The sequence below is a fragment of the Chryseobacterium carnipullorum genome, assembly GCF_900142785.1.
GTDB lineage: Bacteria > Bacteroidota > Bacteroidia > Flavobacteriales > Weeksellaceae > Chryseobacterium > Chryseobacterium carnipullorum.
The window spans coordinates 156778-181074 of sequence record NZ_FRCD01000009.1; the positions used below are offsets into that span (position 1 = coordinate 156778).

At 39.5% G+C, this 24297-nt stretch carries 23 protein-coding genes and 1 pseudogene; 14 read left to right on the top strand and 10 right to left on the bottom strand.

Translation table 11 applies throughout. The features are described 5' to 3' along the window. Positions 1-26: 26 nt before the first annotated feature. The 4 genes from BUC06_RS11880 to BUC06_RS11895 all read right to left on the bottom strand — a co-directional run bounded on the left by BUC06_RS11880 (position 27) and on the right by BUC06_RS11895 (position 4297). Complete coding sequence (locus BUC06_RS11880) at positions 27-245, bottom strand: hypothetical protein (protein ID WP_073334123.1); 219 nt, start codon at positions 243-245, stop codon at positions 27-29. 36 nt (positions 246-281) lie between these two features. Beyond that, positions 282-2405, bottom strand: coding sequence for a type IA DNA topoisomerase (locus BUC06_RS11885; protein ID WP_073334125.1), 2124 nt, complete (start codon positions 2403-2405; stop codon positions 282-284). 57 nt (positions 2406-2462) lie between these two features. Then, positions 2463-3920, bottom strand: coding sequence for a DUF3945 domain-containing protein (locus BUC06_RS11890; RefSeq protein WP_073334126.1), 1458 nt, complete (start codon positions 3918-3920; stop codon positions 2463-2465). Positions 3921-4015: 95 nt separating this feature from the next. Next, on the bottom strand, positions 4016-4297 hold the full coding sequence (locus tag BUC06_RS11895) for a helix-turn-helix domain-containing protein (RefSeq protein ID WP_073334128.1): 282 nt from the start codon (positions 4295-4297) through the stop codon (positions 4016-4018). A gap of 272 nt (positions 4298-4569) precedes the next feature. Between BUC06_RS11895 and BUC06_RS11900 the strand changes: the two genes are divergently transcribed. From BUC06_RS11900 to BUC06_RS11910, 3 genes are read left to right on the top strand one after another with little or no spacing between them, the layout of a single operon-like run. After that, positions 4570-4770 carry a hypervirulence associated TUDOR domain-containing protein gene (locus BUC06_RS11900; RefSeq protein ID WP_073334130.1) on the top strand — a complete coding sequence of 67 codons (201 nt, stop codon included), beginning with the start codon at positions 4570-4572 and terminating at the stop codon, positions 4768-4770. 15 nt (positions 4771-4785) lie between these two features. After that, on the top strand, positions 4786-5562 hold the full coding sequence (xth, locus tag BUC06_RS11905) for an exodeoxyribonuclease III (RefSeq protein WP_073334131.1): 777 nt from the start codon (positions 4786-4788) through the stop codon (positions 5560-5562). 37 nt (positions 5563-5599) lie between these two features. Then, positions 5600-5785 (top strand): hypothetical protein, encoded by a 186-nt coding sequence (locus BUC06_RS11910; protein ID WP_139263353.1) that lies wholly within the window; start codon positions 5600-5602, stop codon positions 5783-5785. A gap of 26 nt (positions 5786-5811) precedes the next feature. On the opposite strand, the gene BUC06_RS11915 is transcribed toward BUC06_RS11910, so the two are convergent. The 5 genes from BUC06_RS11915 to BUC06_RS11935 all read right to left on the bottom strand — a co-directional run bounded on the left by BUC06_RS11915 (position 5812) and on the right by BUC06_RS11935 (position 10125). Continuing rightward, a complete protein-coding gene (locus BUC06_RS11915) occupies positions 5812-7155 on the bottom strand; it encodes an exodeoxyribonuclease VII large subunit (RefSeq protein WP_073334133.1) in 1344 nt (447 codons plus the stop codon). A 420-nt stretch (positions 7156-7575) separates the two neighbouring features. After that, positions 7576-8253, bottom strand: a complete 678-nt coding sequence (locus tag BUC06_RS11920) for a type 1 glutamine amidotransferase domain-containing protein (RefSeq protein WP_073334134.1) — start codon at positions 8251-8253, stop codon at positions 7576-7578. A gap of 135 nt (positions 8254-8388) precedes the next feature. Continuing rightward, positions 8389-8601 carry a hypothetical protein gene (locus tag BUC06_RS23565; protein ID WP_073334137.1) on the bottom strand — a complete coding sequence of 71 codons (213 nt, stop codon included), beginning with the start codon at positions 8599-8601 and terminating at the stop codon, positions 8389-8391. 32 nt (positions 8602-8633) lie between these two features. Continuing rightward, positions 8634-9248, bottom strand: a complete 615-nt coding sequence (locus BUC06_RS11930) for an alpha-ketoglutarate-dependent dioxygenase AlkB family protein (RefSeq protein WP_073334138.1) — start codon at positions 9246-9248, stop codon at positions 8634-8636. Positions 9249-9345: 97 nt separating this feature from the next. Beyond that, on the bottom strand, positions 9346-10125 hold the full coding sequence (locus tag BUC06_RS11935) for a LexA family transcriptional regulator (RefSeq protein WP_073334139.1): 780 nt from the start codon (positions 10123-10125) through the stop codon (positions 9346-9348). 61 nt (positions 10126-10186) lie between these two features. On the opposite strand from BUC06_RS11935, the gene dinB reads away from it, so the two are divergent. From dinB to BUC06_RS11950, 3 genes are all read left to right on the top strand, one after another. After that, a complete protein-coding gene (gene dinB, locus BUC06_RS11940; RefSeq protein ID WP_073334141.1) occupies positions 10187-11329 on the top strand; it encodes a DNA polymerase IV in 1143 nt (380 codons plus the stop codon). Positions 11330-11338: 9 nt separating this feature from the next. Next, positions 11339-14410 carry a DNA polymerase III subunit alpha gene (locus BUC06_RS11945; protein WP_073334142.1) on the top strand — a complete coding sequence of 1024 codons (3072 nt, stop codon included), beginning with the start codon at positions 11339-11341 and terminating at the stop codon, positions 14408-14410. A 171-nt stretch (positions 14411-14581) separates the two neighbouring features. Beyond that, positions 14582-14926: an ATP-binding protein gene (locus BUC06_RS11950; RefSeq protein ID WP_063970976.1), complete on the top strand. Its 345-nt coding sequence runs from the start codon at positions 14582-14584 to the stop codon at positions 14924-14926. Between the two features lie 59 nt (positions 14927-14985). On the opposite strand, the pseudogene BUC06_RS24500 reads toward BUC06_RS11950, so the two are convergent. Continuing rightward, a pseudogene (locus BUC06_RS24500) lies at positions 14986-15090 on the bottom strand (IS1/IS1595 family N-terminal zinc-binding domain-containing protein); the annotation flags it as partial. A gap of 206 nt (positions 15091-15296) precedes the next feature. Here BUC06_RS24500 and BUC06_RS11955 point away from each other — a divergent pair. The 8 genes from BUC06_RS11955 to BUC06_RS11990 all read left to right on the top strand — a co-directional run bounded on the left by BUC06_RS11955 (position 15297) and on the right by BUC06_RS11990 (position 24087). Beyond that, positions 15297-16172 carry a helix-turn-helix domain-containing protein gene (locus BUC06_RS11955; RefSeq protein ID WP_073334144.1) on the top strand — a complete coding sequence of 292 codons (876 nt, stop codon included), beginning with the start codon at positions 15297-15299 and terminating at the stop codon, positions 16170-16172. 98 nt (positions 16173-16270) lie between these two features. After that, positions 16271-17863, top strand: a complete 1593-nt coding sequence (locus BUC06_RS11960; RefSeq protein ID WP_073334145.1) for an oleate hydratase — start codon at positions 16271-16273, stop codon at positions 17861-17863. A gap of 57 nt (positions 17864-17920) precedes the next feature. Further along, positions 17921-18553 (top strand): porin family protein, encoded by a 633-nt coding sequence (locus BUC06_RS11965; RefSeq protein ID WP_028122568.1) that lies wholly within the window; start codon positions 17921-17923, stop codon positions 18551-18553. Between the two features lie 100 nt (positions 18554-18653). Next, on the top strand, positions 18654-19613 hold the full coding sequence (locus tag BUC06_RS11970; RefSeq protein WP_073334147.1) for an alpha/beta fold hydrolase: 960 nt from the start codon (positions 18654-18656) through the stop codon (positions 19611-19613). A gap of 36 nt (positions 19614-19649) precedes the next feature. After that, positions 19650-20411, top strand: a complete 762-nt coding sequence (locus tag BUC06_RS11975; RefSeq protein ID WP_028122566.1) for an MlaE family ABC transporter permease — start codon at positions 19650-19652, stop codon at positions 20409-20411. Between the two features lie 9 nt (positions 20412-20420). Beyond that, entirely contained in the window at positions 20421-21188 is a 768-nt protein-coding gene (locus BUC06_RS11980) for an ABC transporter ATP-binding protein (protein WP_028122565.1), read from the top strand. 3 nt (positions 21189-21191) lie between these two features. Further along, positions 21192-22190, top strand: coding sequence for an MlaD family protein (locus BUC06_RS11985; protein ID WP_073334148.1), 999 nt, complete (start codon positions 21192-21194; stop codon positions 22188-22190). Positions 22191-22317: 127 nt separating this feature from the next. Then, a complete protein-coding gene (locus tag BUC06_RS11990; RefSeq protein ID WP_073334150.1) occupies positions 22318-24087 on the top strand; it encodes an oleate hydratase in 1770 nt (589 codons plus the stop codon). Positions 24088-24297 lie beyond the last annotated feature (210 nt).

Sequence of the window (24297 nt, forward strand, 5' to 3'; positions counted from 1 at the left end):
TACCGCATATTAAGTTTTAGTCAAAATCACTCAAGAAGCATTTCTACAGAAGATTCTCTGATGTCTTTGTAAAGAAACCATGCGATATTGATGATTTTGAGGTAATCAGTTTTGGCTCCCAGCTGTTTGGATTCTTTTTCAGATAAAAGTTCTGCGGTTGAAATGTATTCTCCAATACGGGGGAGGTACGGAAGATCCCATTTGATTACAACTGATGAATGTTTATGGCATAAAAACACTTTCATATTTTTTATTTCTAAGATACTTATTTTAAAATAAATTTAGTGATCAGGGAATTCAAAGATGGTTTTGTGATCCTCTTTCAAAACGATGTAGGCACTGAACTTTTTTCCGTTTTTTGCTTTCATATTTTTGATAAGTGGGGTTTTTCTGTTGTTGATGAGTGAAGTGATCTGCTCTATGCTGAGCTGTACTCCGCAAACAGTTCTGAACTGTAACCAGTTGCATTGCTCATCTGGACATTTAATGATTTTGTCCTTGATGATAAGGTTTTGCTGCTTGCATTTTGGGCATTTGAGTTCCGGGATGTTTTCTTGAGCGATGGATAATAATAAAAGTTCTTTGGTGATCTCTGTTGTGTAGTCTTTGATATCGGTGATGAATTGTTTTGCATCGAGTTTGCTGTTTTCGATCTTATCCAATGCCATCTCCCACTCTGCGGTCATCTGTACATTGGCTATCTTTTTATCTTTGACCAGATGGTAAACTTTGATTCCTTTTTCGGTTGGTACTAGAGTCTTGCTTTTTCGGATGATGTAGTTTCTGCTGAGCAGGGTTTCAATAATGGAGGCTCTGGTGGCGGGTGTACCTATTCCAATGTTCGAAATCGCTTTCTGAGCTTCTTTGTCTTCGATCGATCTTCCTGCATTTTCCATTACTGACAACAAATCTGCCTCACTGTACAGTTTGGGCGGTTGGGTTATCTTTTCCTGTAGATCTGCTTGGGAGATCTTCAACTCATCCCCGATCTTCATTTCCGGCAGTTCAATGAGTGTTTCTTCGACGTTATGGTTATTGGAAGTGCTGTCGTTATTTTTGCTGTTATTGCTGTTGTGATCTGAGAGGATGCCTTTGATGGCCCGCCAGCCTTTGGTGAGTATTTTTGATCCTTTGATGCTGAATTCATAGTGGTGCACTTTGAGCGTAATATGACTGACCTGCTTGGAGCAATGTTCTGAAAGGGATTCCAGTAAACGATAGGCGATCATATCGTAGATGGCTTTCTCCGTTGCGGTGAGTGCCGATGGTATTTTTGTAGTCATGAGGAGCCCGTGGTGATCGGTCACCTTGAGGTCATTGACCATCCTTTTGTTGAAGTTCCCGAATTTAAGGGTTGAAATGGCAGGTTTGAATTGATCGACCGTATTGAGGATTCTGACCAGCTCCGGGATCTCCGCCCAGAGGTCTTCGGGAATATAGTTGCTGCCAGTTCTTGGATAGGTGATGAATCTCTTTTCGTAAAGTGACTGTGCGGTCTGCAAGACCTCATCGGCTGATAGTCCCAATTTTCTGTTGGCTTCCTTCTGAAGTTCTGTCAGGTCAAAAAGTAGGGGTGCTGGTTCTTTTAAAGTTTGGATTGAGACATTCTCAACAGTGGCCCTGCCCTCTCTTTCTATGGATCTTAGGATCTGCTCTGCCTGTTTTTTGTCTTCCCATTGTTCAGTTGACTGGCTGGTGAAATCCAGGTATTCTTTTCGGTGCTTTAACTGGATCTGGAAGTATTTCTTCTGTTTGAAATTTTGATGGTCATCAAATCTTTTGCAGATCAAAGCTAATGTCGGGGTCTGTACCCTGCCTAAGGAATAAACATCCTGGTTAGCGGTAATGCTCAATGCCTGGGTGGCATTGATCCCGACCAGCCAGTCGGCTTCGCTTCTGGCTTTGGCTGCCTGATACAAACCATCGAATGCTGAACCGGACTGTAGCTTTTTGAAGCCATCCTGTATGGCTTTTTCTGTAAGGGAACTGATCCACAGTCTTTCAAATGGTTTGTTACATTCTAGATGGTGGTAGATGTATCTGAAGATCAGCTCTCCTTCCCTTCCCGCATCGGTAGCTACAATAATGCTTTCGCATCTATTGATGATATTTTGTATGATCTTTAATTGTTTGAGGGCTGACGGATCAGGCTGGTAACCTTTGTGGTTTTGCTTTTTGATGGACCTTGGGATCAACAGGAATGGATCTGGAAAGATAGGTAAAGAGGCTTTGTCAAAGCCTCTTATACCATAATCTTCCGGCATTCCCAATGACACCAAATGACCTAATGCCCAGGTTATGCAGTAACCGTTGCCCTCCAGGTAACCGTCTTTTCTTTCGTTGGCATTTAACAATTGGGCGATCTCTCGTGCAACACTTGGCTTTTCTGCGATGATGGCTTTCATAGGATTGGATTTATTATGATTAGAATTGTTTTTGTGATTGTAATTGTAAGTCTTGGATTACATCTTGCGCCCTTTGGATCTGACGGGTTTCTTCTGCTGGGCTTCCTGTTGCTTGTTGGCAGGCTGTTGCTGTTTGGAATCTAAAGGCTCTTTGAGATTCTTGGTGGCTTCATTCGTCTTGCCATCGGAATTGACCGCTTTCTGTGTCTTATGGTCTTCTGATGTTTGGGCTTTTTCTTTCAATTTGTTGGGGTTGGTAAAAGAAAAATCCGTTTTAGATGTTTCCTTGTTGAAGGTGATGTAGCCTTGGTAGGCTTTTCCTTTGCCGTCAACAAGTCCGTCAACATACACCGTCTGCCCTGCTTTGAATTTATCATACTGTGCATCATCCAGTTCTTTTCCACGGAATACTCTCGGGGCTTCCCCACCTTTGGATTGATTTTGCAAGGTAGATTGACTCTGCTGTTGCGTTTGCTGCTGGTTCTGGTTGTTGTTGAAAATGAATTCAACATAGCGTTTGTCAGCGTTGAACTGTACAGTAGCATCAAACAGTTCTCCTTTTTTGGAGGTCATTCCTTCCAGATAAAGTGGCTTACCTTCGAGTAAGGTCTGCTTCTGGTGATCATCCAGCTTGATGCCCTTGATCTCATCCGGGATCTTCATATACTCTGCCCTGTACGCAACCAATTCATTGGTCAGTCGGTCACGGCTGATGACTGATGGGATGATCTCATCGGTCTTGGGGTTGACCAGATCGACGACCCTTCCCATATTGCCACTTTCTTTAAGGTTTTTCTTGTCTTCGTCAGTGAACTCGTGACCGAGGAACTTAAGATTGTAGTTAGGCTCTTTGCGAATGCCGTGCAGATTCACGGCAACCTCTCCGTTGTCTGCGGTCTGGAGTGATAGACGGACATCCATCTTGCTGACCGCTGTTCCCAGATTGATGGTAATAGGAATTAAATTATTGGTCTTGAAACCTCTGAGCAGAGGATCCATAGCATTCATCTTTTCTAGCTTTTCCTTGTTAAGCCCAAATTTTTCCATTGTCTTCCAGTCGATCTGTTCCGGCTGAAAACGGTATTCCTGAGTTTCTGTGTTGTTTTCCATTGTATTCTGATTTTTTAATGGGTTTGTATTTTTTAATTGTATTGCATAATCTTTCAGCTTTTCCTTTTCTTCAGGGGATGCCTGATCAACATATTGCTGAAGGTCTTTCGCCGTGTTGACGGCATCGTATTCCGAGACCTTGAAGAAATTGAAATGCGATGGGTTTTTAAGCTGCCGGTAAAAATTGGAAAAGAAGTTCGAGAACAGGTCACCCTGCTTGTCAACCCGGATCAATTGGTCGTTGTCTCTTTTCTCTTTGGGAGGTATCTTTTGAAGGTTTCCATCTTGGTCGATTCCTTTAACCATCTCGACCGCATTGGTATGGATGTTCAAGACAAGCAATGTGTCGGACACCGGCTTGATTTTATTCGTTTCATTGGGTGCATTCTGTACCTTCTCTTCCATAGCAGATATTTTGTTCGATGAAGATAGAGGGGTTGGTGGTGACTGTTTTGATTTGGAACTTTGTCTACTTCTTTGGCAGCATCTGTCCTACTTCATTATGCACTTAAACATTCTCTGATGAGCTGATGGACATCGGACAGCTTGTAATACAATTTGCCACTGATGGTGTAGTAAGGCAGCTTCTTGTCCGTGCGGTAGCGTTGCAATGATCTTGAACTGATCTTTAAGAGTTGTAATACGTCCTGATTGTCAAGCAGCACCTCGCCGTCGATCTCTATGAATCTGGACTGGCTGGATGAGACTTGTTCTTTGAGGATGTCGAATCGTTCCATGATCTTTTCCATCCATGCGATAAATTCTGTTCTTTCGGTATTCATAACGGTGATTTTTTGATGTTAATAATGATTTGAACAGTTGATCAACTTTTTATTGGGGTAAAGTTGGAAATTGCACATCACATAAAATCACTACCTTTTCGTAGTACCGAAAAGATTTATTGTATTTATATTTTAGAATAAATATCTTAATCGGTTTTATCGTCGTACTGAATATCGTATGATATAAAGTAAAAAGGTTCTTTTATAAGGTATGGTTTTTGTCTTTATATTGGTTTATCAGATCATATTGAAATCGGTATAAAATAAAAATAATGTTGAAAAAAGGAGATAAGGTCAAATGGAAATTTCGTTATGGAGAGACCCATGGAATCATCACAACAATTCATACCAGCGATTTTATTTTTATAAACAGGCAGAGAAGAGCTTCTCAAGACAGCCCGCAATATGATGTGATGAGCGAAAAGACCGGTAAAAGTGCTGTCCACAAAGCTTCAGCTTTAAAGAAAATATAAACGTAAGTCGTAACGATGAAAATAGCAACATACAATGTGAACGGCATCAACAGTCGCCTGCCTGTCCTCCTTAAGTGGCTGAAAAATGCAAAGCCAGATATCGTATGCCTTCAGGAATTGAAGGCGCCGCAGGAAAAATTCCCTATTGCTGAAATTAACCAAGCCGGCTATCAGGCGATATGGCATGGACAAAAGCAATGGAATGGAATAGCAATCCTATCTAGAGGTTTTGACATGACAGAAGTCCAGCGTTCACTGCCTGGTAATGCAGATGATATTCAAAGCCGCTATCTTGAAGTGATTATTGACCAGATCGTGATCTGCTGTCTCTACTTACCGAATGGAAATCCTTTTCCAGGGCCAAAGTTTGAATACAAAATGGAATGGATCAAGCGTCTAAAAAAAAGAACAAAACAATTTATCGATATGAATCTGCCTGCCATATTGATAGGCGATTTTAATATTATTCCGACTGAAAAAGATGTTTATAAACCTGAAAGATGGAAAGATGATGCACTTTTTCAACCAGAAGTCAGACAAGTTTACAGCCAGTTTCTGAAAAATGGATGGACAGATTCTATCCGTACCTTATTTCAAGATGAAACGATCTATACATTTTGGGACTATCTATACAAAGCGTACGACAGAAATGCGGGAATCAGATTAGACCATATTTTATTAAGCCCATATTTGAAATCAAGCCTGCTCAGAGGGGGTATCGACAAGGAAGTCCGCGGCTGGGAAAAAAGCAGTGACCATGCACCTGTCTGGATCGAACTCGACAGAACATAATTATTTTTAAATTTGTTAAATGGAAAAAGTAGATTTTTTGATACTAAAGTACTTGTCACAAGGTCTGAAGATCGGTGATATACCGAAACAACTTGAGGACGACGAATCGATCATTACAAGTAAGAGCAGCATTGAGAAAAGACTTACAATTATAAAAAAGCTATGCGGTGCGAAAACGCCTTTCCACCTTGCCGTTATTGCCAAAGAGAGAAAACTGATCTAGTAACGTGTCTCGGTTCAAAACGCTATTTAAACCAGTTTTGCTAAGAAAAAGCCAATGATCAATGCTATAAGAAAAACTATAATAATCTTCCCATAATTAGTTTTATTTCTGTGCACTTCCTGATTCAGCCTTACATTATCCTGCCTTACATTTTCTAAAAGAATTCTTAATGAAGCAGTCTTTTCATTGATGGCGGACTGGACATTCTTTTCGTGCAGAATGGCGATCTCCTTTTTGTAGTTTTCCATTTCAGCCTGGCGCTGTTTCTGCTGCTCCTGGAAATTCTTCTGAAGATCTTCCAACTGTTTACCAGATGATAACTGAAGTTTCTGAAATTCCTCGTTTCTGATTTTCAGTTGGTCTGTAAAGGTTTTGTTATGGTTCTCTACTTGCTCTTTATATATTTTCTGGGCTTCGGTGAACTCTTCATTTTTCTTCTTCAGCTGTTTTTCCAAAGCTTCTACCTGCTCCGAAAACTGCTTGGTGACATCTTTTTTCACCTCATCGATTAGGAGGGCTCTTGAATTGGATCTTTCGTGGGATAGCTTCTCTGCAATGGCATGCAATCCAGCACCGTAATCGTGGGGTAAATGAAAACGCTTGTCGGCCAGCTTATCCAATAAGGTCTCATCGACCGTATGACCGATAGCCGTGACAGTAACCGGTTTCATTGTGATGAATAATTCGGATAAGTTCAGGTCATTAAAAGTTTCCATACTTTGCCTGTCACCTCCTCCCCTGACCAAGGCAACAATGTCATAATCCAAAGCTGAAATTTCCTTCAGTTTGGAAATGATCGCCGTGGAGGAAGTGATATTGCAGCTGTGATCTGAAATATCAAAATATTTTAGGGAAACATCCAATCCTTCAAAAAAATCCTTCTGGACAATGGCGTTGTTCCCATAGATGTTAGCGACCCTGACTTTTTCATCTTTGAGCATCTTATCCCTGATCAGGGTCTCAAGGTCTTTTGATCCTGTCTCCAGTTTTTTCTGGATCAGCCCATACCTTTCCAGTTCTTCTTCGGAGATGGATCTCTCTTCCTGCTGAACGATCTCATCAACCACAAAACGCAGTTCAATCGAAGAATTTTTAATGCTTTTCTCAATAAAGCCTCTGAGTGTGTAGACCTCATTATTGGTGATCTTGCTCCTGAGCAATGAAGAAATACGAATCCCTATCGAAGTATGATCACCTTCTGAGAACAGAAGGTCATAATAGTAGTTCCCATAGGATTTACCGCCACCAAAAGCATATCTGCCTTTAAGATAGATCAGATTGACCGTGGCATTGAGCTTCAGGGCATTGCTGAAGATCCCAATGACTGAGGCTGGTGAATAGACCGGATATGTGACATCTTGATCGTCCATGTGATTGACTGTCGTTTTAAAAAAGCTTGATAAGCAAAGGTATTGCTAATTGAACTTAAATAAAATAGCCGTGTTTACATATCCTGAAAAGGTGAGCTTTTAAATTGAATGCAACAATTACCTATACTTTAAAAGAATATAGAACGTATGTCGCTTTCTAACTTTTGGCTTCAACTATTACAACATTTTAGTTGCTTTAGAAATAAAAAATCCCCAAATAATATGGGGATAAAAACTAATAACCATGAAAACCTTTATAAAAGTATTTCCTTTGCAAAATTATGTAAACTAAATACATTTGAAAGTGAATGGTGGTGTTAATTGTATTTTAAAAAAGACCTGATTATCCTAATTTTTCCTAAAAAGAATGGAATTATTTTACAGTCGAACGTTAAGGTCTGATCCTTTGGAATGAAAAAACTAAATAAGTTTTAATAATTCCTCAGCCACTTTTTCAGATGATGCAGGATTTTGTCCTGTGACCAGTCTTCCGTCAACCACAGCGTAAGGAGCCCAATCTTCAATTTTACTGTATGATCCGCCATTCTGTTTCAGCATATCTTCAACCAGAAACGGAACTATCTCCGTAAGTTGTACAGCCTCTTCCTCGGTATTTGTAAATCCAGTGACATTTTTATCTTTTACCAAATATTCACCGTCAATTTTCACATCCTTCAAAACCCCTGGTGCGTGGCATACAAATGCTACAGGTTTGTCATTGGTATAAAAATCTACGATAAGTTGTTGAGAAACCTTATCTTCAGCCAGATCCCACAAAGGACCGTGTCCACCAGGATAAAATACCGCATCAAAATCTTCACTTTTAACCTCCGATAATTTATGGGTGTTTTTTAATTTATTCTTTAAAACCTCATCATTGTCCATTCTGCGTGTGGCATCCGTTTGAGATGAGGGATCTTCACTTTTCGGATCGATCGGCGGTTGACCTCCCTTCGGAGATACCAGTGTTATTTCAACTCCTTTATCAGACAGTGCATAATAAGGGGCAGCCAATTCTTCGGTCCAGAATCCTGTCTTCAAACCAGTATTTCCTAATTCGTCGTGACTCGTTAACACGAATAAAACTTTTTTGCTCATTTTTATATCTATTTAATTTAGTACTACAAAGTTGGAATTTATCTGTGTTTTAAACACAGGACCCAAATCACTATTTTAATGTGATCTGGATCACACTAGTTTTGATACGCAGACAAATGAAAATTATCTTATGTGTCATAGAGTTCCTTTATTCTGGAATACGCTAAGACCTTCTATCTTGTTATTGATGGTCTTATATACGATCTCAACTGAAAAACTTGACAGCTCATACAATACAAACTTTAGTCCATCCTTAGAGGTTTCACTGATGACCCTTCCTTCGGCCAAGGCCAATTCGTATTGAGATTGAGTGGGTAGATTTTTAAAATCGTAGTAAGAAATAGACATATAACTATTATTTAATTTTATTTTTTATGATATTATAGTTCACTGATCAATCGGAATATTAGATCAATACGTTTCTTCATACGTACAGTAGATTTGGCGATCCGGTGTTCCCAGTTTTCCTGCAGGTCACCTTTCATAATAAGGAGTGAACCATTAGGAAGCGGCAGACCGTATTTGCTTTGATGGTGGTCTCTTTTTCTGAAATCAAAGTTCCTGGTCTGCCCAAGGCTGATCGATGCAATGACAGGGCGTTTTCCATATCTGTTTTCTTTGTCCCTGTGCCAGGCAACTGAATCATTGTTGTCACGATAGAGATTTAATAGAACACCATTGAACCTATATCCAAATTCTTTTTCAATTCGCTCTTTCAGGGATAATAGCTCCGGGATCCAGAGATTGGTACTTGAAGTATTATTATCAGCTGATTCGTAAGATTTGTTCTGATCGCCATACCAGGCAGTTAGTCGCGGCGTCAAGACGGTCTTATCATACATTTTCTGAGTACGCTGTTCCCATTTGGCGGTTGTAAGCAGATGGTCTTTTAATCCATCAGCCTCTTCCCTACTCAGGAAATTCTCCCTGTATTCCAAAAGGTCTTTTGGAAACTCGTAAAACTCTTCGGCATCAAATAAACTCAGCTGACTCATTGCAATCTTCTTCTAAAATTTTTATATTTGACCGTCCCATATTTGTGGGATATTTTTTTCATCATTTGTGTTTTTAACTTCCCTTCGGGGGAGTTTTTTATGGATTGATCTTCAATATTCCATTCTCAAGATTTGTGATGCTTCGCTTGGCTTCATCAATCAAACTTCTTAGGTTAGTTTGTTCTGGCAAATAATAAGGTTTATAATCCTCCGGTAAGATCCCTCTTACGTAACGCCATATCTGTACGATATCCTCTAATGCTATATCATAAGAATCATAAAATGTATTATCAGCAGATACTGTCAAGGTCTTCCTATTTTTTTTACCAAATGTTTTAAAAGTATAGCCATCAGTTGTGATAAACATATATTGTTTTCCTTTTTTCAGGTCATCCAACGTTTCTACATATTCACCGACTATACAAGTGCCGTTTGCAAAAGGCGGCATAGAATCTCCATCGGCCATAAACCCTCGAAATATACCATGTCCTAAAAATGGCAACTGTATCCTGGGGAGGCTTTCAATATATTCGGGATCACTGAATCCGTTCAGATAGCCCATCGAAGCTTTTTGGGGAACAATTTCAATATACTTGTTTCCTTCATTGTCTACCACCACGGGCAGTAATATCTTATTCCCGGGCAGGTTGACCATTTTGTCTAAAGGATACTTTCGAATGTCAACAGTGACCAAAAGATCAATGCTGATGTTGTAGTATTTGGATATCCTGACCAATACTTCAATAGGAGGTTCCGCATTCCCATATTCATAGGAAACATATCTCGATCTGGTAAGGATGAGATCATCTGCAAGCTTATGCTGGGTTAGATTTTTTTGACCTCTCAAAAACACGATGTTATCTGCAAAAATTGACATTGTCATAATTTATGACAACAAATATACACAATTTGTTTAAAAACGTGACTAAGTTTGCAGTATGGAAAGAGCAATTGCACATATGGACCTGGACACATTTTTCGTATCCTGTGAGCGGCTGAAAAACTCTGTGTTGGAGAAACAGCCCGTAATCATTGGAGGCGATGACCGTGGTGTGGTGGCATCATGCTCGTATGAGGCGAGAGAATTCGGTGTCCGCTCGGCAATGCCCATTAGGATGGCTTTGAGGTTATGCCCTGAAGCCAGAGTCATCAAAGGTGACATGGAATATTATTCCAATATGTCACATCTGGTGACCGAGGTCATTCAGGAAAAGGTACCGATATTGGAAAAGGCCAGCATTGATGAATTTTATCTGGATCTTTCAGGAATGGATAAATTCTTTGGCTGTTACCAATGGACCAATGAAGTTGCGGATGCCGTGATGAAAAACACAGGCTTACCGATCAGTTTTGCCCTTTCCACCAATAAGACGGTCTCCAAGATCGGGACGGGTGAATCCAAGCCCGTTGGAAAACTGGAGGTCAAAGCATTGGATGTCCGGCCGTTCTTAAATCCTTTGTCTATCAAAAAGATCCCGATGGTGGGTCCTGAGACCTTCCAGTTGTTTTCCAGATTAGGTGTCAAGACCATAAAGACGCTTTCTGAGATGCCCGTCCATGTATTGCAGGAGCTGGTCGGAAAGAATGGTACGACCCTTTGGAAGAAAGCACACGGTATCGACGAAACGCCGGTTGTTCCATACTCCGAAAGAAAATCGATCTCTACAGAGAATACATTTTCTCAGGATACCATCGATATTCAGAACATCAGAAGTGTATTGTCAGGAATGGTTGAAAAACTTTGTTATCAGCTGAGACACGAAAAATGGCTGACCTCAACAGTTTCCATTAAGATTCGATATGCGAATTTTGATACGGAGACCAAACAATGCAGGATCCCCTATACTTCGGCTGATCATACTTTGCTCAGGTATGTTTTGGAACTATTCAATAAGGTCTATACAAGAAGAATGAGGATCCGATTGATCGGTGTCAGATTTACCGGTCTGGTCCATGGCCTGCACCAAATGGATCTTTTTGAAGATACGGAAGAATTGATCTCTTTGTATCAGACGATGGATCATCTGAAGGATAGGTTCGGTCCATCCAGTGTCGGCAGAGCATCAGGTCTAATACTTTAATATTTTATTATGTTTCTCAATTGCCATACTTATCACAGTTTGCGTTATGGAACCATTTCTGTTGAAGATCTGGTTCAGCTCGCTGTTGACCATAAACTAAAGGTTTTGGCATTGACCGACATCAATACGGTTACGGGTATCTACCAGTTTTATAAGCTTTGTCAGAATGTAGGGATCAAACCAATTGTTGGGGTTGATATTCGGGTGGAGAATGAACAATACTACATCTGTCTTGCCAAAAACCCAAAAGGCATCGCAGAGGTCAACAGGCTTTTGACCAATTACAATTGTGAAGGAATCGAGATCCCTAAAGCTAATCCTCAGCTGGAAGATAGCTTTGTGATCTACCCTCTGAAGAATATACCGGAAAAACTACTGGAACATGAATATATAGGAATAAGACAGGATGAATTAAATCTGTTATACGCTCCTGAGCTGACGGCCTTGACCCATAAAATGGTTATCCTGCATCCGGTAACCTTTAAGACGGATGAAGAATATGAACTGCATAAGGTTCTGAGGGCAATAGCAGGCAACACTTTATTTACTAAACTCACAGAGGATGATTATTGTAAAAGCAATGAGACTTTTATCGGTAAAAGAAGACTGTTAGAGAAGTATTCCCAATATCAGGAGATCATTGAAAACACCAAATATATTGTTGATGAATGCAGTTTTGACTTTGACTTTAAAACACCCAAAAACAAAAAGTACTATACCGAAAACAAGGAAAATGATTTTAAATTATTGAAAAAACTGGCTTATGAGGGCTTAGACAAAAGATATCCTGATGATAACGTACAGGCAAAGGCAAGAGTGGATAAAGAACTGGCAGTGATCGATCAACTTAATTTCTGTGGCTATTTTTTGATCACCTGGGATATCGTCCAGTACAGCAATCGGATGGACTTTATGCATGTTGGTCGTGGCAGCGGTGCCAATTCCATTGTGAGCTATTGTATCGGGATCACGGACATATGCCCTTTGGAACTGGACCTTTATTTTGAAAGGTTTTTAAATCTTAACAGGAAGACACCACCAGATTTTGATCTGGACTGGAGCTGGAAGAACCGGGACACCATACTGCAATATATCTTTGATAAATATGGAAAAGACCATGTTGCCTTTTGCGGAACGAATGTGGAATTTAAAAGCAGATCGAGGTTTAGGGAATTGGGGAAAGTGTTCGGGCTACCCAAAGAAGAACTGGATATTCTATCTAAAAAACCGAGGGATCAGCATGATCAGAATTCCATCGTTGATGAGATCTATAAATATGAAAAATTATTAGTAGGTTTCCCTAATCAACGAAGCATGCATTCCTGCGGGATACTGATCTCAGAGGAACCGATCACGAATTATTCTGCTTTGGAATTTCCCCCAAAGGAATTCCCGATCGTACAATTTGATATGCATACTGCAGAAGATATAGGTTTAGAGAAATTTGATATTCTATCACAAAGAGGATTGGGAACCATAAAAGATACGGTTAGACTGATTGAAGAAAAAAGAGGGATCACTGTTGACATTGAGGATACAAGGATCTCAAAGAATGAAGCCAAGTGCAATGAGTTCCTGAGTATCGGAAAGACGATTGGCTGTTTCTATATTGAATCGCCTGCTATGCGGGGATTATTGAGAAGATTGAAGTGTGAGAATTACAAGGTTTTGGTGGCCGCCTCATCCATTATCCGTCCTGGTGTAGCCCAAAGCGGAATGATGCGGGAATATATATTCCGGCATAACCATCCCGATCAGTTCGAATATTTTCACGAGGTCTTTGAAAAGGAATTGGGAGAAACCTATGGTATTATGGTCTATCAGGAGGATGTCATCAAAATCGCACTTCATTTCGGTGGTGTTTCTGCAGAAAATGGTGATGTCTTGCGCAGAGCAATGAGCGGTAAAGGCCGTTCTTTATCTGCATTACAGAAATTAAAAGATGATTTTTTTGAGTCTTGCAGGAAAAAAGGACATCCTGAACAATTATCTCAGGAAGTATATCGCCAGATCGAATCGTTTGCCGGCTATTCATTCTGCAAGGCACACTCGGCTTCCTATGCAGTGGAGAGCTACCAAAGCCTTTATCTCAAGGCCTACTACCCTATCGAATTTATGGTATCAGCCATCAATAACGGTGGTGGATTTTACAGAACAGAAGTATATGTCCATGAAGCCAAAATGGCTGGGGCAACCATTCATAATCCCTGTGTCAACCTCAGTGAATTTCAGACGACAGTGTATGGGACTGACGTATATCTTGGTTTTATGCATATCGAAAAACTGGAAGCTTCTCTCAAGCAGTTAATTACTGACGAACGAAGAAACAATGGAGATTATACATCACTTGAGGATTTTATTAAGCGAGTACCGATCGGTATAGAGTCACTGCAGATACTCATTTTTATTGGGGCCTTCAGGTTTACAGGAAAACAAAAACATGAATTGCTGATCGAAGCTCGATTCCTATTATCAAAAGGGCAGTATAAAACGAAGATCATTTCTTTATTTGATGAGCCTCAGAAGGATTATCAACTGCCTGTTATTGAACGGAATCAATTTGAAGATGCTTTTGATGAGATCGAAATATTGGGCTTTCCTGTTTCCTTTTCTATGTTTGACCTGCTGAAGACAAAATACAGAGGTCACGTTTTGGTGAGGGATCTGCTGAAATACCATAAGAAACAGGTTAAGATGTTGGCCTATCTGATCTCAAGAAAGCATGTGCCCATTAAAAAGAAAAATCATCCCGGGAAGAAGGATGATATGTATTTCGGGACTTGGATCGATGCCGAAGGACAGTATTTTGACACAGCCCATTTCCCTGATAGTCTCAGAAGGTTTCCTTTTAAGGAAGGTGGTATCTATCTTCTATTGGGAACCGTTGAGGTAGATTATCACTTTCCGACCGTTACCATCACAAAAATGGCAAAGATGCCGCTGATTGCAGATCCTCGATATTCGATGGATAAGGAAAAATCACTGGAAATAGAAAGAAGTCTTCGGGAAGATGTGAGTGTCACTTTTAGAGAGCCATATCCACATGAAATTGAATTGCCCCGTAAGAAAATGGGATATTAATTTTTAAAACAAAAAATATTATAATAATTTGATATTCTAATAAATGAATTTTAGATTCAATTTAATTTGTAGTATCAATTGTTTAACTTAATATGTTAAATTAGCTCATAAATATTTTAGTAATTACAAATATTGTACGAAAAGATAGCTAAAAAAAATCAACCATAACCGATGAATAGAAAATTAACTACAAACTCTAGATTAGTAAATGAATTATTTGCAAACTACATTAGTACGTTTACAGCATTTTGTGAATTAATTAACAATTCTATCCAGGCAAAAGCGAACAATGTATGGATTGATATAGATTATACAGATAATTCTGAAATACATCCAACAATTATAAGTCAGATTACAATCAAAGATGATGGAATTGGCGTACACAGAAATGAACTGATTGGTGGCTTAACAACTTTAGAAGCGATTTTTAAAATCTTTTTTAGTACAGTCGTCTTGCTGACATCAAGTAATCTGCTAATACCCCTAATACCAACTCCTTCTTTTATTAGTTGCTGAATATTATGATTAGTACTTTTATGATATGCACGATAAGAATAGTTCCCAATGAACTTCTTTTTACATTTTTTGCACTGATAGCGCTGCTTATTTTGTGATGTTGTTCCTGCCTTGATACAGTAGCTGTAATTACAGTGAATGCATTGATTTCGCCGTTTATTCATAATGATTTAAAGTAAATTAGTAACTCCACAACTGAACCATCTAGCATAAATTACTACGTTCCGGAATCGCTATTTTGCTTTTTTAGTCGGCAAAAAATAAAAAACGATGCATTATAGTACATCGTTTTTTTTATTATATCTTTGTATAGTATTGATAATCAATAAAGTTATTTAAAAACTCCACATCTGTACCATTAACCGGAACTATGAAAGCTTACGAAAGTATTAAAGAAATATTATCTTTTTATCAGGTACACTGTGATGAACCTTACTATATATCTTCAGGAAAACTCATTTTTGAATTCCCAAAAAGACTGTTCCGCATGGATTTTTATGCATTCTGCATCTGTGTTTCCGGTAGTATTGATTTAGAAATTGATAATCACCATTACAATATATCCCAAAACGGATTCCTGATATCTGCTCCGTCAACAATTATAAAATTTGTAAATACCAGCAAAGATTTCCGCATGAAGGTTCTATTCTTTGAAAAGAATTTCCTGCTTAAGAACATTTCTAATCCATTTTTTATCGAGAATCTGTCTCTATTCAATAAAACTACCTTTAATGTAGTTATTTCCAACGAAGCAAGTAGTAAACACTTAATCAATTTGTTGGAATATCTTCAGCAGCAGACCACGAGGAATGGTCGTTTTACAGAAGATATTCTTCGTACTATTATTATTAATATTTTATTGGAAGTTGCAGTCCTAACTGATGAAGGCAGAAAAGACAACGCATATTCCACTCCACAGGATAACAATCATATTTTTTTTAAATTCAATGAATTGGTGAAAGAAAATATTTTGCAGCATAAGGACGTACAATACTATGCGGACAAGCTATTCATTTCCAACAAATATCTTATTCTGATTGTAAAAAAAGCGACCGGCAAAACGCCGCATCAGATTATTGATGAGGCCTTATTAAAAGAGGTTTGCGTTCTGCTCGGCTATCCAGAAAAAAATATTTCTCAGATTGCATTTGAAACAGGCTTTAATTCTACCTCTGCATTCGGCCGTTTCTTTAAAAAGCATGCGTTAATATCGCCCCAAAGGTACCGAAGACAACAGCATTTTTAAAAAAGAAATTCCGTATATGATTTTCGAATTTAGGGATACTAGGGAATTATGGTATATCAATATCTTTATCATATAAAAATAACCTAAAAAAATATCATATGAGCAATTCGAACAAACATGCATATTTCATCGGAGGCGGATTGGCAAGTCTTGCCGGCGCCGTATATCTGTTAGAAGACGGAGGCTTTAAAGGCGAAAACATTCACATCATTGAAGCCCTGCCGATTTTGGGCGGTAGCAACGATGGTGCAGGAACTAAAGAAAAAGGGTTCATCTGTCGTGGCGGGCGTATGCTCAACGAAGAAACCTATGAAAACTTTTGGGAATTAACATCCCGTATCCCTTCTCTGGATGTCCCGAACATTTCCGTAAAAGATGAAATTCTGGCATTTGACCACGCAAATCCGACAAATGCAAAAGCTCGATTGATTGACAAGAACGGAAACATTTTACCTGTAACGGATATGGGTTTCAATACTCAGGACCGGATGAAATTTTTGAAATTGTTTTTTGCCGATGAAAATGATTTAGACAACATTACTATTCGTGATTGGTTTGACAATCATTTTTTTACAACCAACTTTTGGTATATGTGGCAAACCACTTTTGCCTGGCAGGAATGGAGCAGTATTTTTGAATTTCAACGCTATATGAAACGTATGCTGTTGGAATTTTCAAGAATCGAAACACTCGAGGGGGTTACCAGAACACCATACAACCAATATGAATCCGTTATCTTGCCGTTGAAGGCATTTCTGGATCAGCATAAAGTGGACTTTTCATTAAGAAAAACCGTTACCGATTTGGATTTTGCCGATGATGATAATGGCATTACCGTAACGGAAATAGAATGCATCAATGCAGAAGGAAACACAGAGAAAATAACCGTGAATGAAGGCGATTTGGTATTCTTTACCAACGGATGTATTACAGACAATTCTAATAATGGCGATTATGATACGCCTGCAAAATATTTGCCCGCAAATCCACCAAGTTTTGCATTATGGCGCAAGATTGCCGATAAACAACCGGGCAAACTGGGGAATCCCGACCCGTTCTTTACAAAACCGGACGAAACAAAATGGTATTCTTTCACACCAACATTCAAAGGAAATAGACTACTGAAACTTATTGAGGAATACACTGGTAACAAACCAGGAAGCGGCGCCCTAATGACATTTAAGGATTCTGCGTGGAGGTTATCTATCGTCGTAGCGGCGCAGCCACATTTCAAAGCACAGGAAAAAGACACCACCATTTTATGGGGTTATGGATTATATCCCGATGCAGTGGGAGATTATGTAAAAAAGCCAATGATAGACTGCACCGGAGAAGAGCTTCTTACCGAATTGCTCCATCATCTGCATTTTGAGCAGTATGAGCAAGAAATCAAGGAAAGCGTGGTGAACGTCATCCCGTGTATGATGCCTTACATCGATGCCTTGTTTCAACCAAGAGCAAAAAAAGACCGCCCTGCAGTTGTTCCTGAAGGCAGCACCAACCTGGCTCTTATCAGCCAGTTTGTGGAAATACCGGAAGATATGGTATTCACAGAAGAATATTCGGTTCGTGCAGCACGCCTTGCGGTCTATACCCTGCTCGGACTCGATAAAAAAGTAACACCAGTAACGGAACACTGGAAAAAACCAGACGTGCTGGCAAAAGCCATTCATACCTCTTACAGAAATTAAACAAAAAAAATTTTGTTAACGACAATATTAGATTGACAATTTAAATTAATACAAAAAATGAAAAAAATCACACTGGCCATTGCACTTTGTGCAACTACTTTCGCTGTAAAGGCGCAAATAACGATTGACCCTGAAATAGGTCTGAATTTTAATAAAATAAAGACAGAGGTAGGCGATAATTCTTCCGAATCCGATGACTCCAAAACGGGGTTCCGTATCGGGGCAGGCGTTAACATCCCTTTGTCACAAGGTTTCTACGTAAAGCCCGGTTTATTTTACAGCAACAAGGGCTCAAAAACCACTACCAGCATCGGAGATTTCAAAACCAGCATGGATTACCTTGAAGTCCCTGTTAATCTCGGATATCAGTATAAAATTGAAGGAGGAAAGTCCGGAGGAATTTTTGCAGAGGTAGGGCCTTACATCGGATTTGGAGTAAGCGGTAAATATAAAGGAGAGAATATCCCAGTAATCGGTTCTCAGGAAACCGACATCAACTTTGGTAGTGGCAGCGATGAAACTAAAGGATTCGATTGGGGATTTAATTTCGGTGCCGGATACGAAACACCTTGGGGAATCTATCTGAAAGGACAATATGGCCTGGGATTAGGTAATCTTTCCAATATAGACAACGTAACATCTTATAACCGTGGATGGAATCTTTCATTAGGATATCGAATCTCTCTTTAATCAATAAAAGAGATTTTGTATAATAACCAATTTATCTAACTTTATTCTGCTCTTACTTTTGTCAAGGGCAGAATTTGTTTTTGTGCAAAACCAACCGACTATGGCAAGGCATACATCAGGCTATATAATCAAGCAGAAAATTGGCAACTCAGGTTCGCACACGCTTTTTTATGAATTATCCGAACCAATAAATGAATCACCAAAGGCTACGGTTCTTATTCTCCACGGGATGCAGGAGCATAGCGGTCGTTATAAGGATTTTGCGGAATATCTGGCGAGCAATGGTTTTGCTGTTCTCGTATACGACCATCTGGGACACGGAAAAACGGCGGAAAACCAAGAAGAGCTTGGTTATTTTCAAAAAGAAAATCCCAAACAGCAACTGATAGACGATGCTGGAACGATGGCGGCATTTTTAGAAAACCAATACCCGTACGTTTCTCACTTTTTACTGGGACATTCTATGGGGTCTTTCATTGCAAGGTGTTTACTGCAGAATCAGAAAGCTGATTTTAAAGGAGCGGTAATTGTGGGAACGGGAGGAAAAATCAATGGAATCGGTTTTGCTAAATTTTTCCTGTGCATCAACAATCTTATTGCCCCAAAACACAGGAGCAAATTCATCAATCGAACTTTTTCCAAAATTAATAATGAACATTTTAAAGGCGAGAAGGATGGCGACCTTACCAGTTGGCTGAGCCTTAGCAAATCCAACCGTGAATCGTTCTGCAAGGACAGCCTCAACGGAATTCCTTTTACCAATAACGCTTTCTTCACACTCATCTCATTGAACAAACAGGCAACGGAAAGAAACTGGGCAGAAAAAATCTCAAAAGAATTTCCTTTTCTTTTTGTAAGCGGAGCTGATGACCCGATAGGAGACTTCGGAAAAGGTATCGAAAAAACGGTTACGCAAATGCAAAAAGATGGATTTAAAGATGTTAAAACAAAAATCTATCTTGACATGCGGCACGAAATACTTAATGAGGATATTAAAGAATATGTATATGAAGATATAAGGGATTGGCTCAATAAAAAAATACAGCAATTGGAAAAGTAGACTAAAAATATTTTAATTTAAAAAAATAATTTGTTAATGATTAAAATACGTAGTTTTTTACAGGAAACAGGCAATATCACACAGTTTACCAAAAATTACTTTCTATTAGGTTTCCGTCCACCATATGAAATAAAGGAACTGCTCGCACAATGCTATCTCATAGGTTACAAATCTTTGGGGCTTATTGCCATGACAGGCTTTATCATCGGCTTGGTTCTTACGATGCAGCTGCGGCCAAGCCTCGTACGCTATGGTGTGGAATCCCAGCTGCCTGTAATGGTAGGCATTGCCATCATCCGTGAAATAGCACCCGTAATCGCCGCTCTCATCTTTGCAGGTAAAATTGCCAGTAGCATCGGGGCAGAGCTGGGCTCGATGCGGGTTACCGAACAGATAGACGCAATGGAAGTAAGCGGTACACATCCTTTTAAATACCTTGTTGCCACACGTGTCCTGGCTACAACATTTATGCTTCCCGTACTTATCATCCTGGCGGATGCCATTTCACTATATGGTGCCTGGATAGGTGTTAACATTGGCGGTACAACTAGCCTGTCACTTTTCTATTCACAGGTTTTTGACTCCTTGGATTTCAGTGACATCATACCAGCTTTTATCAAAAGCTTTTTTTTTGGTTTTGCAGTGGGAATCGTGGGTGCCTATAAAGGCTATAATGCAGTAAAAGGAACACGGGGCGTGGGGAACGCCGCCAATTCAGCGGTCGTGCTCTCCTCTATCCTTATCTTCGTTTTGGACCTGATTGCGGTACAGATAACCGGCATTCTCGGATATAATTAAATCATCATTATGGCGGAAACAAAAACAACAGCAAACGGCAATAATGACAATGGACCGGCCATCGTCATTGAAGATATTTATAAAAGCTTTGGTGAAAAAAAAGTGCTTAACGGTTTTAACCTAACGGTCGATAAGAACGAAAATGTTGTAGTTCTCGGAAAATCAGGCACGGGAAAATCTGTGCTTATCAAATGTATCGTCCGGCTTTTAACACCTGATAGCGGTAGGATAATGATTTCCGGGCAGGATATTGTCCAACTGGAAAATCAAGAGCTGGACAAGGCACGCTCAAAAATAGGTTTTCTTTTTCAGGGAAATGCCATCTATGACTCTATGACCATCCGCGAAAATCTGGAATTCCCTTTAAGAAGACGGTGGTTCCGGCTGAAGCAGGTTGAAATTGACGCACGGGTTGAAGAAGCACTCGATAGTGTGGGGCTTAAACATACCGTAGACCTTATGCCATCCGAATTGTCGGGAGGGATGCTGAAAAGAATAGCTCTGGCACGTACTGTCATCCTCAAGCCGGAAATCATCCTTTATGATGAGCCTACCACCGGACTTGATACGGTAACGGCAAAAGAAATAGACAGCCTTATCATGGATATACATAGAAAATACAAAACATCATCAATCATTATCTCACACGATATGAACTGTGTGAAAAATACGGCTGACAGAGTAGTCTTGCTGCTTGACGGAAAATGCTATGCACAAGGTACTTATCAGGAATTTGAAAGTTCTGATGACGAAAACATTAAACAATTTTTTGATTAAAATATGAATAAAAATAATATCAAGCTCGGCTTATTTGTAATTTCGGGGCTTATACTTATGATGGCTGTTTTCTTTTACATTGGCAGCGGTTCGGGTATTTTTACCAGCAAATTTGAGCTCAGGGCAAAATTCAAAAACTCTAATGGGCTCAGGGAAGGAAGCAATGTGCTATTTTCAGGGATGCAGGCGGGTTCTGTAAAATCTGTAAAATTGTCCGAAAGGGATGATATAGAGGTCATTATGCTTATAGACAAAGATATTGCAAAGCATATAGACAATAGTGCCAAAGCCTCGATTGGAACAGAAGGCATTATCGGCAATGCGGTGGTCAATATTTTACCTTACGGGAAGCCGGGCAGACCGGTGCAGGAAAAAGAATATCTCACGGCAGATACCAAATCAGGTGTGGATGAAATACTCAACACGCTATCGGCAAGCAACAACAATATACACGATATATCCAAATCTCTTAAAAACACTGTGCATAAAATTGACAGCAGCCAGATTTTAAAATTAATTAATGACAAGGCATTTGCCGAAAACTTAAAATTATCCATCCTGAAAATACGCCAAAGCACGGAAAATATAGAAAACCTGAGCAGTACTGCAGAAGCCATCATTACGTCTACACGCCAGGGAAAAGGAGCAACGGGACTTCTCCTTGCCAACAAAGATTTTGAGTCCCAGCTTAAGCAGACTTTCAATAACGTCAATGCCGCCAGCAATAATCTTAATACAGTAAGCAATGAACTTATCACAGTTGGTAAAAACCTGCAGACATTCAGTAAAAATATAGAAAATGGAAAAGGACCGGTAAATGCCCTTATCACTGATACCGTTCTTACAAAAAACATCAATAACAGCCTTTACAATATCGAAAAGGGAACCGAAGGCTTCAACCAGAATATGGAGGCTCTGAAGCATAATTTTCTCTTCAGAGGTTACTTCCGCAAACAGGAAAAAAAGAAAAGGGAAACCGAAAAACAGAATCTCCAAAGATAACATTATTGGAATATCAGCACATACAATTAGAATTTTGGGATATATAAAGTGAAAGCAATATGTGTAACTTTATTAAACAAAAACAAGGTTATTTTATCATATATTATAAACTAAAAAAAATCTAATTATGTATTACAGTAATGGGAATTACGAAGCATTTGCCCGCCCGAAAAAACCGGCAAATATTGAACAGAAATCTGCCGTACTTATCGGTTCTGGATTAGCTTCATTGGCCGCCGCAGCTTTTTTGATACGCGATGCGCAAATGGAAGGAAACAAAATCCGTATTCTGGAAGAATTAGCTTTACCCGGTGGCAGTATGGACGGTATCTGGAATGAGCAGAAAGGCTACATCATACGAGGCGGACGGGAAATGGAAACACATTTCGAAACCCTCTGGGATTTGTTCCGCTCGATACCCTCATTAGAAACGGAAGGCGTTTCCGTACTGGACGAATATTATTGGCTCAATAAAGAAGACCCTAGCTTTTCCCACGCCCGTGTTATCGAAAACCGTGGAGAAAGACTGCCCACGGATGGCAAGCTTACACTTTCCCAGAAAGCCATCCACGAACTTATAGCGCTGGTTCTTCTTCCTGAAGAAAAACTACAGGATGTACAGATAGACCAGGTATTTACAGAAGAATTTTTCCAATCCAACTTTTGGACCTACTGGGCTACGATGTTCGCATTCGAACCCTGGGCAAGTGCGATGGAAATGCGCCGATATGTTCTTCGTTTCATCCATCACGTTGGCAGCATAGCAGATATGTCCTCACTACGCTTCACGAAATACAACCAATATGAATCACTGATTCGTCCGTTGGTAAGCTACCTTGAGTCCCACGGTGTTACCTTCCAGTATGATAGCCAGGTTCAGAACATACTTGTAGAAAATGAAAACGGCAAAAAAGTAGCGAAGAAAATCGAATATATTAAGAATGGCAATGCAGAAAGCATCAGCCTGACCGAAAACGACCTGGTGTTTGTTACCAACGGCTCCATTACCGAAAGCAGTACATACGGTGACAATCATAACCCTGCTCCTGTTGCTGACGGCATTGGCGGAAGTTGGCAACTTTGGCAGAATCTGGCAGACCAGGATGATGCCTTTGGAAAACCCGAAAAGTTCTACAAAAACATTCCCGAAGCCAACTGGGTAATCTCCGGAAGCATTACCTTCTTCGACGAAAAAGTGATTCCGTATATAGAAAAAATAACAAAAAAAGACCCAAGAAGCGGTTCTATAGTGACTAGCGGACCTGTCACAATAAACGATTCTAACTGGTGGTATGGCTTTTCCATCAGCAGACAGCCCCACTTCAAGGCTCAGAAAAAAAATGAAGTAATTGTTTGGGTTTATGGGTTGTATTCTCATAAACCAGGAAATTATATCCAAAAGAAAATTACGGAAGCCACGGGGATAGAGCTTTGCAAAGAATTTTTATACCATATTGGTGTTTCTGAAAATGAAATTGCAGAAATTGCACAAGCTGCCAACAGCATCCCTTGCCGTATGCCTTATATCACATCTTACTTTATGCCTCGTGCATTGGGAGACCGCCCATTGGTGGTTCCGGAGGGTTCTGTGAACCTTGCTTTTATCGGTAATTTTGCCGAAACTGGAAAAGACACCGTATTCACGACCGAATATTCCGTGCGTACAGCAATGGAGGCAGTTTACACCCTTTTGGATGTAGACAGAGGTGTCCCGGAAGTTTTTGCTTCTTCATATGACATCAGGGTACTGCTGAAATCCATCTATCACCTTAATGACAATAAAAACCTAAATGAAATTGAATTTCCTTGGTTGATTTCAATCCTTGAAAAATATGGTGTCAAGAAAATAGAAGGTACTTATGTTGAAGAGATTTTAAAAGAAGCCAAGTTGTTATAAAAGATTTTTTTAATTTAATTATTTATACAATTATAAAAAGAGGCTGTTACAAAGCAACAGCCTCTTTTTATTTTGAAAATGAATCTACATATACTTTTCTAATTCCCCTCTGTTGAAATCCATTTCTCATCTTTAAAATAAAAGGGAAATTTCCTAGAAATAGCAGTATCACATAAATTTCCAGGATATTAGCATTTGATTTTCGATTTT